Source organism: Coriobacteriia bacterium (assembly GCA_016649875.1).
Taxonomy (GTDB): domain Bacteria; phylum Actinomycetota; class Coriobacteriia; order WRKU01; family JAENWW01; genus JAENWW01.
In genome coordinates, this window is sequence record JAENWW010000022.1 from 1 (window position 1) to 10,585 (window position 10,585).

Genomic DNA, 10,585 nt, shown 5'->3' on the forward strand with positions numbered 1-10,585 from the left:
CCCTTAGATTTCCCGCCCTCGATAAAGAGCTGTACTGCTTTTTGTCTTTGCTCTTGTGAGTGCATAGACATCCTCCTGTTTCAAATCAGGTCCAGGATTTTGTCCGCACCCCCAGTTTTGCGTTAAGTCTGACAATTAACGGATGTCTGGTGCTGGCAAAGCGACTGACGCGCCTGTCACCCGACGTTTCACAATAACTTGATGTGTGTTAAAATAGCGACGTTCAGGCGCTGTATAAAAGCAATGGTAAGCGGTGAATTTTACCACGCCCGTCGAATAGTGTTTTTTGCCGATTTTTTTGTCGGGTTTGGCTGTGCGCGTAAAACTAAATCGTCCCTCATAATCTTGCTTGCCTGAACATCCTGCACCGCTTATGGGGGGCGCACCTAAGAAAAGCGTGCGGTCGGCAATCGGTCTGCTCAAAAAAACCGAGAAAATTGCCGGAACGCACGATTGGAACGATAGAGAAGGCACGAAGAAGAAATGTATAAAATAGGAGTCTTAAGCGTTTGTTAAGACAAGAAAGTACCAGGCGGCTGGAAGAGCGTGCGCGGTACACAAAGAGGCGAAGTACATGCATTTGACTCTTGTGGGACTCAGTCACAAGTCTGCTCCCATAGACATTCGCGAAAAGCTTACGTTTCCTGCGGATGTATTGGTACATGGGTTAGAAACACTTGCCGGCAACGATGCGGTTCTCGAGTGTTTGATCATCTCGACGTGCAACAGGACCGAGATTTATGCGGTTACCGCAGCCGATGTCGATGACATCGGTGCCGTCGTCGACTTCATGGCGACCTATCATAACCTCGACCGTAACGAACTGTCGAAGTATCTCTACACCAAACAGGGCGAGGATGTCGTCAAGCATCTTTTCCGCGTGGTTTCCTCGCTCGACTCCATGGTGATTGGCGAAGCCCAAATCCTCCATCAAATGAAAGAAGCCTACGACCAAGCATTCGCGGCCGGTACGACAGGGCGCATTTTCAACGAACTGTTTCGCCGCTCTTTCACGGTGGGTAAGCGCGTGCGTACCGAAACTGAAATAGGCGAGAATGCCGTTTCGATTTCCTATGCCGCCATCGAGCTTGCAAAACGCGTGTTCGATACGCTTGAGGGGCGCACGGTTTTCGTCCTCGGCGCCGGAACCATGAGCGAGCTGACGGCGAAACATCTCACAAGCAACGGTGTCACCAACACAATCGTCGCCAACCGTACGTTTGCACGCGCCGAGGCGCTCGCCGCCAAGTTCAATGGGCGCGCTGTTCCTTTCGAGGACCGCTACAAATATATGCGCGAGGCAGATATCGTCGTTTCGGCGACTTCTGCCACCGAGTATGTCGTCACCAAAGAAGAACTCGCTCCGGCTGCGACGCGTCGTCCCGATCCGCTGTTCCTCATCGACATCGCCGTTCCGCGCGACATCGATCCGGCGTGCGCCGACCTTTCGCAAGTCTACGTTTACGACGTGGATGCGCTCGATGGAATCGTTGCGGCAAATCTCGAGGAGCGCATGCGCGAGGCACAGCGTGCCGAGGTGATAATCGGCGAGGAGATGGCTTCGTTCGAGTCGTGGCTCGAGTCGATGGAGGTTGCTCCGACGGTGGCTGCGATTCGTGCCAAGGCGGAGAAAATCCGCACCGAAGAGTTGAAAAAAGCGACGAAACGCCTGGGTAATCTTTCGAGCAAAGATATCGACACCATCGATCACCTCACGCAAGCGATTGTGAATAAAATGCTCCATGAGCCGACGACCGCGCTTCGCGAAGCCGGCGGCGGGCGCAAAGGAGTCGCGGTGGTGGAAACCGCACGTGTCATGTACGGCCTCGATGAGCCGGGCGATTCCGGCGCAGAGACCGGTTTCAGGTTGATCCGATCATTGTTGGGACGTCGAGCATCTTCTGCGACTAAGCAAGATGCCGTTGAAATAGGAGAATAATCAATGACAGAGCCACGCACAAAACTCACTATCGGTACACGCGGAAGCAAACTCGCTCTCTGGCAAGCCGAGTTCATCAAGTCGATGCTCGAAGAGACCACCGGACTTCCCGTGGAGATTAAAAAGATCAAAACCACCGGGGATAAAATCCTCGATGTGCCACTTGCGAAAGTCGGCGGCAAGGGTTTGTTCACCAAGGAGCTCGAGGTGCAACTTCTTTCCGGTGGCGTCGATTTGTGCGTGCACTCGATGAAAGATGTACCCACCGAACTGCCTGATGGGTGCGTGCTCGCCGGCATGCCTCCGCGTGTCGACCCGCGTGACGTGCTCGTTTCCCATAACGGCGAAGATTTCATCACACTGCCTCAGGGCGGTCGTGTCGGTACCAGTTCGCTGCGCCGTGTCGCGCAGGTTCGCGCGTTGCGCCCCGATGTCGAGATCGTCGACGTGCGCGGAAATCTCGATACCCGTATGCGAAAAGCCGAGGAGGGCGATGTCGATGTCGTGATTTTGGCTGCCGCAGGTATCAAGCGCCTCGGTTACGGAGACCGGATATCGAGTTTCATCCCGACCGAGCAGATGGTTTCTGCCGTAGGGCAAGGTGCAATCGGCATTGAAATTCGCGAAGATGACGAATTTATGCTCGAAGTGTGCGACCGGATTTCTGATGCGGATACACTCACCTGCGTCACCGCCGAGCGCGTGGTAATGAATCTTCTCGAAGGTGGTTGCCAGGTGCCCATCGGTGCGTATGCGCGTATCGAAGACGGCAAACTGGTGATGGATGCGATGGTCGGCTCGGTAAGCGGCGATCGTATCATTCGAACCTATGTCGAGAGTGATATCAACGACCCGATCGATTTGGGCACGCGAGCGACAGCCGAGCTTCGTGAGCTGGGTGCGGTCGAAATTTTGAATGAGATTCGCTTGGCCGACGGAGCCACCGAACTTCTCTCCTAAAGACTTGAAAGTCGGTTGCGGACAAGTCCGGAAATTTTGGAGATGTCTGTGGCCGTTATGCATGTGAGGGCGCGATTATGACGGATTCACCACTGAAACCATTGAACGGTCGGTTGATTTGCATCACCCGTGCCGAGAGCCAGGCCGGAGACTTGATTGCCTCGCTGACTACCTTCGGTGCTTCGGTTCTCGCTGTTCCCGCCATTGAAATAGTCGCGCCCGATGATGAGGACACGATACGGGAAGCGGTTGAAAATCTCGCGCGGTATGCTTGGATAATTTTTACCAGCACCAATGCGGTCGACCGTTTTTTCGATTACATGGTTGAGCGGCGTGGCATCGATTCGATTCCCGCCGGCGTCAAGTGCGCGTGCGTGGGTAGCGCGACTGCGGCCTCGTTGGCAAAGCATAATATCGCTCCGGCGATTATTCCTCACGACTATAAAGCCGAAGGCCTCATCGAGGAATTTCAAAGAGATACCGCCGCACTCCGTAAAGCCGGCCTCGACATCACGGGGCAGGAGATATTGATGCCGCGCGCGCAAAAAGCCCGAGAAATCCTCCCTGAATTCTTGCGTGGACTGGGCTACGATGTCGTGGTCGCCCCGGTGTATCAAACCGTTCCGGCGACGCTTACCGCCGAACAAATCGCTGCGCTTGAAGATGGTGCGGACAATCTCGATGCGGTCACCTTCACCAGCCCCTCGACGGTACGCAATTTCTTTACGGCTCTTGAAAACGCCTCCGTTGCGCCTTTGCGACTCTTCGAAAAAGTCGTTCCCTTTTCAATCGGCTCTGTTACAACCGACACTCTCGTACAGCTCGGCGTCGCCCGAGAACGCGTGATCGAGGCGCACGTCTCGACGACAAAGGGACTCATCGAGACTCTTCAAAACTATTTCGCCAAGCGATAATCGATACGGCAATGAGATGAGTGGATTTTATGTCCGGCAATCGACGCAGGTTCGGTTTCAAGCTGGCTAATCCGTTTCCCGGGGAGCTTCTCCAAGCTCGAGTTGGGGAACGGATTCGTTTTCAGCCATTTCGATTTTCGCTTTTCTGAGTCGTTTGATGACGCGAATGAGAATGGCGAGAAACGGTGCGGCGAACATCGCACCCATCAGCCCGGCGAATATCGAACCGAGGATCGTGCCGCTTAAAACGACGAGTGGGTGGAGATCGAGACTGTCGCCCAATATTTGAGCGTTCACAAACGACTGGAATATGTTTTGCACGAAAAGGGAGAGCACAAGCACGATAAGCGCGGTCGTCACTCCACCCGAGCCTAAAGCGATGAGGCACGCGAAAGCGCTTGCCAGAATCGCACCGATGAAGGGGATGTAGGCGGTTATGAAGGTCACGATCATGATGGGGATTACGAGAGGAACTTTCAGGATCGCCAGTCCGACTCCTATCACCAACGCAACGGCCACCGCCGAAAGCGTGATTCCTTTGAAATAAGCCCTCAGTGAAGCACTGGCGTCTTCGATGAGATCCTCGCCGATTTCCGTGTCGAGGCCGAGGTGGTCTCCGATCCATTTAATGATGGTTTGATAATCTGCGAGGAAATAGTAGAGTAGCATCGCGAAAATGAACACGCTGAAGGCGAAACCAGTCACCGAGCCGAGGAACCCGGCGATGTCCGAGACCCCGCTTAAAAGGGCGCTTCCGATTTTTGCAATGATACTGCTGCTTGTGATGGCGCCGGTGTTCGTCGTGTTCGTTCCGCTTTTTACGGTATTTGTGAAATCGTTGATGGTCGTGTTGATCTGAGCCTGGGTGATTCCGAATGATTTGAGCGTTCCGCCGGCGGAGTTGCCCAGGTTTTTAGTACCCGTGACCAGCTGTGATGTGATTGTGGGTGCCTGGTTGACGACGCCTGTGACAGCGATTTGCACGGACGCCCATATAACACCGGCGACAAGCAAAACGACCAAGGCGGCCGATACTGCACGGGGCAGGTGGATCTTGTCTCCCAATTTCACCAACGGGTAGGCAACGGTGGCCACAACGAAAGCCAAAATGAGGGGAACCGATATCGAAGCGCTTATTTTTATGAGATAAAGCACGGCATATATTCCGGCTCCGCATAAGAGAAGCATGAGCGTTCCCATACCTCCGGTCGTAAGCCAACCGGGAACTCCCGCGAATTGGATTTCTTGTTTATGCTTTTGCATCGTCTACCTCGTTCTCAAATAGGTTTTCATCGACCACTTCGCCGACTTCGAGAGGTGTCTTGAAGGTGAAATACTTATGCCCGAAATAAGACATTATCGTCGAGACGACGATGGTACCCGCCTGCCCGACGAGCGGATACAGATGAAATACATTGACGAACACTATCAAGAGTCCCATGGAAATCAACTGCGCGGGAAGGTATATTCCATACGATCGTCGCAGCTGGTGGGTGAACTTTCCACTTGAGGCTTTGAACACGTATTTCCTCATCGTATAGGTCGAGATGGGAACGCACAATGCCCAGCCCGCCCACTGTACGATGACATAGTGGTGTTGTGATGCAATCATCAAGAATATCGTGAATATCGAATAGCCGACGACGGTGTTGAAGAACCCGACTAAAAGATAGCGTATCTGTTCTTCATATTTCTTTATAATATTCGGCGGCAAAGGCGTAATCCCATCTCTTGGATAATCCATTATACTGATGTGAGCGGTAGAAAGGGCAGCTATGCCGGTTTCTTTGAACACCCAAAAGATTTTGATGAGGCTCTCATATTTGCAAGTCCCACCCGAGGTTAATAATCGAGCGATTCGTGGTGGGTTTGTGGGATTCGACGAGGTTTTCGCTGCGATGTTGAGCCTTCCCATGAATCGCATCGAGCCTCAAATGGCGACCGCGCGTAAGTTGAGCGCCGTGCTCGATAAGCACCCCGAACTCCTCAAATTGCGCTTTTTGGGGCAGCAAACGAATGAAAAAGGCGGCTTTAGCGCCATGGCATATAGGGATACCGACGGAGAACGCGTCGCTGCATTTCGCGGGAGCAACCGCCCTCTCGACTATGTCGATGACTGGCAGATGACGGTCCGGTCGAGTGATGCACAACTTCTCGGCGCAATCGATTTTTATGATACTTTTCTGCGTCGGCCGAACGGCTCGCCGGTTCGACTGGTCGGACATTCGTTGGGAGGCGGTCTTGCCACCTATTTGTTCATCTTGGTCGCACCCACACGGCGCGATGTGTTCGCGTGTGTGGTGAACTCAGCCTTCTTTCCGACACCCGACACCGATTCGAGCGTGGATATTTTGGCGAGCGAACGTTATGTTTCTTACAGCGATGTCAGTGGTGCTCTCTATAAGTTTTATCAGTTGATGGCCAAGGCGCCTCAGACGGTGCGAGCAATCAACGACAGCGATAAGACTGCGCTCACGGTGCCGCAAAATGTCATCGATCACCCGGTGGTGTCGGTGTGGCCGGGCATTCTCGACGTATACGAAAAATACATGCGCAAGAATCTCACGGACAATGCGCCGAATAATCCACTCAGAGGGCATATGATGATTGCGGTCGATTTATAGAGGCCGAGCTCGATTGCGGCCTAAAAAGTCCAGAAAAACGTCCGCACCCCCATTTGAATGAAGAACTTTTGGTTCTCGCCATGGCAAGAAGTACGAGCCGACAAACATAAACGAGCCGACAAACATAATTTTTTGAAACACCCGACAGCATCAGTTCAAATAACGAGATATGCTAACATTAATCGTATAGCACCTATCACAAGGGAGTAATGTTGTCCGCCAACAATCAGAGATTTGTAGATATTCGCAAGTCGATTACCCCCCAGATCATAAACGTCTTTCTGGCGCTTATGAGCACCTATGCGCTTATCGTTAAGCTCAAGAATATTTCTACAGCTGAAATCGCCTCTACGGGAGTGATTCACTCGCCGCTTGTGCATCTCCTCACAGATTTGAGAATTTCACTCAGCGTTAGCCCGCTTTACACAACGATTCTTCTTGTGGTCTGTTATATGTTCATTAGGAGAGTAAGAGAGAAGTATCATTTTTCTCGTCAAGAATTACTTACCTTTTGGCTACTAGGCCTCCTGTTTGCGCTATTTTCTGTCTACGGCAGTTCTTACGCCGCGCACAACAGCGCGATTCAGTTACTTAAAACGACAAGAGGGCTGATAAAGAATGTTCTCGCGATAGCGGGATATACGGTTTTCTTCTCATACGCTTTGCGCTTTCTTTACTCTTTGCTCAACAACATCACGTTGCGCAAAACTGGTAATGCTAGCGAGAAAATGTCCTTCAAAAGTCTTGCGATTGTTACGGGCAGCCTGTTAATATGCTGGGCTCCCTTCATTATTACTCATTACCCTGGCATGCTTACCGCTGACTCGACTAACCAGCTGCTTCAATTTGTTGGCATTAAAGATATCACCTACCAACAGCTCACGATCCCACTCTCACAGACCGTTTTTCTCAACGATAGCAATCCGGTCTTTACGACCTTTCTCCTCGGATGGTTTTACCGCTTCGGCAACTTAATTGGAAGCCAAAATGTTGGCATGTTTATATATATCATCCTGCAATCGATTATTTTGGCTGGCTCGCTTGGCTATTCATTGCTTTTAGCACGCCAAAAAGCACTGCCAAACTATCTTATCTATTCTGCTTTTGTTTGCTTCGCTTTTCTGCCGTTCTTCCCGCTTTACGCTTCGGTCATTTTGCCCAAGAGCGCACTGGTTCCCGGAATATACCTTCTCTTTATCATCATGCTCTACCAACTCATCTATGAGCGTGACTCAAAGATGACAAACGTGCGTACGCTCATTGCGTTCGGCGCGCTCGAATTGCTTTTGATGCTCTTTGTCAAGTCAGGGTTTTACGTTGTCTTGTTCACCGCTCTTGCGCTTTGTATCTATGGGCGCAAATACTGGAAATATATGTTATGCGCAACACTGATTCCGCTGTTTATCTTTAAGGTGCTTTTTACCGGCATGCTTCTGCCAGCACTTGATATTTCACCAGGCAAATCAGCAGAACTATACTCAATTCCTTTTCAGCAAACCGCGCGCTATGTTATCGAACATGGAGATGAAGTAACTCCTGCCGAGAAGACCGCGATTAACCGTGTCCTTAAATATGACCAATTGGCCTCATACTACAAACCAACCACTTCGGATGGCATCAAAGATTATTCATACCGACCCGAAAGAAGTGGCGCTGAACTCAAAGCCTACTTCATGGTCTGGGGTAGGCAATTCTTAAAGCACCCTCTCACCTATGTGAGCGCAACTTACAACAACCAGTATCGCTTTTTTCAGATTAATAATCAGGGGAAAATTTTCTACAGCATGTCCACGAGCAAAGACGAACAACGCTTTTTGCGCGAGGGCAAGGTGCGCGCAGACCTCTACAAAGTCGAAGGAAGCAAGCGATCTACCATCTCCACCCCGCGGGCGCTCGAAACACCAAGCGCGATTGTCGAAGGCTCTGAGAGCCTGATCATAAATCTCCCTGGCTTCAATTTCTTGAGCAGCTTGGGCAGTTATGGCGTCATATATCTCACGCTTATTGCCTTTGCCGCGCTCAAAAGGATGAAGAAGTACCTGCTGCTTATGATTCCAACCATGACGAACTATCTCATTCTGATTGCGAGTCCGTACTCGGCACAGCGCTATTTGCTCCCCGTGATTTATACTTTATTTATCTTTATAGTAGTTTATATAGAAGAAGTTCACCGTTCAAAACAGACTGAAATGGAATGCTCATAAATGAAGACACTTGTCATCATACCGGCCTACAATGAACATAGAAGCATTCTCAATGTTATTGAAAGAGTAGAGGCCATTGAGCCCAAAGTTGACTATCTTGTTGTCAATGACTGTTCACGCGATGACACGCGCGCAATCCTTCATGACAATAGGGCTTCGTTTCTCGATTTGCCTATTAACCTCGGCATTGGTGGAGCTGTGCAGTCGGGTTATCTCTATGCACGCGAGCATGACTACGATATTGCGATACAAATTGATGGGGATGGCCAGCACGACCCGGCGTATATCCCCGTGCTCATCAATGAACTGACAAGTACGGGCGTCGATTGTGTTGTTGGGTCGCGTTTTATCACCAACGAAGGTTTTCAGTCTTCTTTTATGCGGCGCATCGGTATTCGCTTCTTGAGTTCGCTGGTTAAGCTTACCTGCGGGCTCAAAGTGCATGATGCGACAAGCGGATTCCGCGCTGTTAACAAGACGGGCATAGACCTGTTCGCCAAATACTATGCGCAGGATTTCCCCGAGCCAGAATCGCTCGTGACCCTTGTCTGCTCAGGCTGCAAAGTCACAGAAGTGCCCGTCATCATGAACGAGCGCAATTTCGGATCAAGCTCAATCAATAACCTTAAGTCGATTTATTACATGACGAAGGTATCGTTATCAATTATTATGGCCCGTTTTCAATTCAAAAAGGTCGTCTCATAATGAATGGAACGCTTAGAATATTTCTCGTAGTGAGCATTGTGATTTATTTCGTTGTGATTTTTAATCTGCTCAAGCGCAATCGCCTCAACCTGAAATATACGCTTCTTTGGCTTGGCTGCGGTGTTGCGATGATTTTGGTTGTCGCTTTTCCTGGCGAGTTTGCATCAATTATTCACTTCTTTGGAATTATTGAGCTCACCAATGGCATTTTTGCGTTAGGGTTGTTTGCTCTTTTGATGATTTGCATGGCGCTTACATCAATAGTCTCGACGCTCAACGCAAAGATTCGCAGCCTTATTCAAACATGCGCGCTCTACGAAAAGCGCATTCGTGAACTCGAAGAAAAAGTTGACAAGTAACCATATATGAAAAATCAATTGATTGAAATATACGAAGAGAATCAAGAGATTATTCTCTACCTGATTTTTGGTGTTGCGACTACCGTCATCAATTGGAGCAGTTATGCCGTGCTCGTGAAATACGCGCGCATGAGCATATTTTGGGGAAACGCAATCTCATGGGTAGCAGCAACACTTTTTGCGTTCATTACCAATAAACTTTGGGTGTTTATGAGCAAAAGTCTTCAACCCAGCGTGCTTCTTAAAGAATTCATCTTCTTTGTATCGACGCGCCTCGGAACAGGCGCTTTTGAAGTAATTGCTGTGCCAGGGCTCGTGCGCCTCGGACTTGATCAGGCCTTTTTTAATGTACGCGGTTTTGCTGCCAAGATCTTGGTAAGCATCGTTGTTGTAGTTCTCAATTACGTCTTAAGCAAACTTATTATCTTTAAAAATTCCCCCGAAGAAACTGCGCCATAAAACCTCAATCAGAGAGTGCCAAGCAGGGATTTTCTTACACAAAAATATTCTGCTCAACGGCGTTTTTCTGGACTTATTAGGCCGCCATATTGAGGCTTTGCCGATATTCCATGGGGCTCAGTCCCCCTAAAGTCATCTTAATACGCTTCGTATTGTACCAATGTATATATTCATTGAGCGCTTCAATATCATCGGGGGAACGGTTCTTCTATACTCTCTGTCATAAGGCGATCGCCCTCCTGTCCAAGCACACCTTTTTTGTCGTTTTCTGACGCCTGGCGCAAGCTCATCAACCCAAAGAGTCAGCAAAGCTCTGCTCGGATATCCGAGAGTGCGAATCGTGGCGGAAAAGTTTTGTCCCGTATCGAGGAAATGTGCAACAGCACTCTGTTTTTGCGCCTCTGTAAATTTGAACCATTTA

General features: G+C 50.0%; 11 protein-coding genes and 1 pseudogene. 8 read left to right on the forward strand and 4 right to left on the reverse strand.

What is annotated here, in order from left to right; translation table 11 throughout:
* Nucleotides 1-135: 135 nt before the first annotated feature.
* The gene (locus tag JJE36_06855; GenBank protein ID MBK5212004.1) at nucleotides 136-474 is read right to left on the reverse strand and encodes a hypothetical protein; all 339 of its coding nucleotides are present in this window, start codon (nucleotides 472-474) and stop codon (nucleotides 136-138) included.
* A 100-nt stretch (nucleotides 475-574) separates the two neighbouring features.
* Between JJE36_06855 and JJE36_06860 the strand changes: the two are divergent.
* The 3 genes and pseudogenes from JJE36_06860 to JJE36_06870 all read left to right on the forward strand — a co-directional run bounded on the left by JJE36_06860 (nucleotide 575) and on the right by JJE36_06870 (nucleotide 3,813).
* Nucleotides 575-1,939: pseudogene (locus tag JJE36_06860) on the forward strand (glutamyl-tRNA reductase).
* A 3-nt stretch (nucleotides 1,940-1,942) separates the two neighbouring features.
* Nucleotides 1,943-2,899 (forward strand): hydroxymethylbilane synthase, encoded by a 957-nt coding sequence (gene hemC / locus JJE36_06865; GenBank protein ID MBK5212005.1) that lies wholly within the window; start codon nucleotides 1,943-1,945, stop codon nucleotides 2,897-2,899.
* Between the two features lie 77 nt (nucleotides 2,900-2,976).
* A complete protein-coding gene (locus JJE36_06870) occupies nucleotides 2,977-3,813 on the forward strand; it encodes a uroporphyrinogen-III synthase (GenBank protein MBK5212006.1) in 837 nt (278 codons plus the stop codon).
* A 66-nt stretch (nucleotides 3,814-3,879) separates the two neighbouring features.
* Here JJE36_06870 and JJE36_06875 read toward each other — a convergent pair whose 3' ends face one another.
* Entirely contained in the window at nucleotides 3,880-5,076 is a 1,197-nt protein-coding gene (locus tag JJE36_06875; GenBank protein MBK5212007.1) for an AI-2E family transporter, read from the reverse strand.
* A complete protein-coding gene (locus JJE36_06880; protein MBK5212008.1) occupies nucleotides 5,063-5,557 on the reverse strand; it encodes a GtrA family protein in 495 nt (164 codons plus the stop codon). The genes JJE36_06875 and JJE36_06880 overlap by 14 nt, the downstream gene beginning before the upstream one ends.
* A 31-nt stretch (nucleotides 5,558-5,588) precedes the next feature.
* On the opposite strand from JJE36_06880, the gene JJE36_06885 reads away from it, so the two are divergent.
* The 5 genes from JJE36_06885 (at nucleotide 5,589) to JJE36_06905 (ending at nucleotide 10,164) form a co-directional block, all read left to right on the forward strand.
* The gene (locus JJE36_06885; protein MBK5212009.1) at nucleotides 5,589-6,437 is read left to right on the forward strand and encodes a DUF2974 domain-containing protein; all 849 of its coding nucleotides are present in this window, start codon (nucleotides 5,589-5,591) and stop codon (nucleotides 6,435-6,437) included.
* 209 nt (nucleotides 6,438-6,646) lie between these two features.
* Entirely contained in the window at nucleotides 6,647-8,641 is a 1,995-nt protein-coding gene (locus JJE36_06890; protein MBK5212010.1) for a hypothetical protein, read from the forward strand.
* Nucleotides 8,642-9,346 carry a glycosyltransferase family 2 protein gene (locus tag JJE36_06895; protein ID MBK5212011.1) on the forward strand — a complete coding sequence of 235 codons (705 nt, stop codon included), beginning with the start codon at nucleotides 8,642-8,644 and terminating at the stop codon, nucleotides 9,344-9,346.
* Between the two features lie 29 nt (nucleotides 9,347-9,375).
* On the forward strand, nucleotides 9,376-9,705 hold the full coding sequence (locus JJE36_06900; GenBank protein ID MBK5212012.1) for a DUF2304 domain-containing protein: 330 nt from the start codon (nucleotides 9,376-9,378) through the stop codon (nucleotides 9,703-9,705).
* A 6-nt stretch (nucleotides 9,706-9,711) separates the two neighbouring features.
* The gene (locus JJE36_06905) at nucleotides 9,712-10,164 is read left to right on the forward strand and encodes a GtrA family protein (protein MBK5212013.1); all 453 of its coding nucleotides are present in this window, start codon (nucleotides 9,712-9,714) and stop codon (nucleotides 10,162-10,164) included.
* A 76-nt stretch (nucleotides 10,165-10,240) separates the two neighbouring features.
* Here JJE36_06905 and JJE36_06910 read toward each other — a convergent pair whose 3' ends face one another.
* A complete protein-coding gene (locus JJE36_06910; GenBank protein ID MBK5212014.1) occupies nucleotides 10,241-10,351 on the reverse strand; it encodes an IS3 family transposase in 111 nt (36 codons plus the stop codon).
* Between the last annotated feature and the right edge of the window lie 234 nt (nucleotides 10,352-10,585).

Excerpts from the sequence above, each read along its gene's own strand:
- hemC (MBK5212005.1), top strand. The coding sequence starts at position 1,943 with ATGACAGAGCCACGCACAAAACTCACTATCGGTACACGCGGAAGCAAA.
- JJE36_06870 (MBK5212006.1), top strand. The coding sequence starts at position 2,977 with ATGACGGATTCACCACTGAAACCATTGAACGGTCGGTTGATTTGCATC.
- JJE36_06875 (MBK5212007.1), bottom strand. The coding sequence starts at position 5,076 with ATGCAAAAGCATAAACAAGAAATCCAATTCGCGGGAGTTCCCGGTTGG.
- JJE36_06880 (MBK5212008.1), bottom strand. The coding sequence starts at position 5,557 with ATGGATTATCCAAGAGATGGGATTACGCCTTTGCCGCCGAATATTATA.
- JJE36_06885 (MBK5212009.1), top strand. The coding sequence starts at position 5,589 with ATGCCGGTTTCTTTGAACACCCAAAAGATTTTGATGAGGCTCTCATAT.
- JJE36_06890 (MBK5212010.1), top strand. The coding sequence starts at position 6,647 with ATGTTGTCCGCCAACAATCAGAGATTTGTAGATATTCGCAAGTCGATT.
- JJE36_06895 (MBK5212011.1), top strand. The coding sequence starts at position 8,642 with ATGAAGACACTTGTCATCATACCGGCCTACAATGAACATAGAAGCATT.
- JJE36_06905 (MBK5212013.1), top strand. The coding sequence starts at position 9,712 with ATGAAAAATCAATTGATTGAAATATACGAAGAGAATCAAGAGATTATT.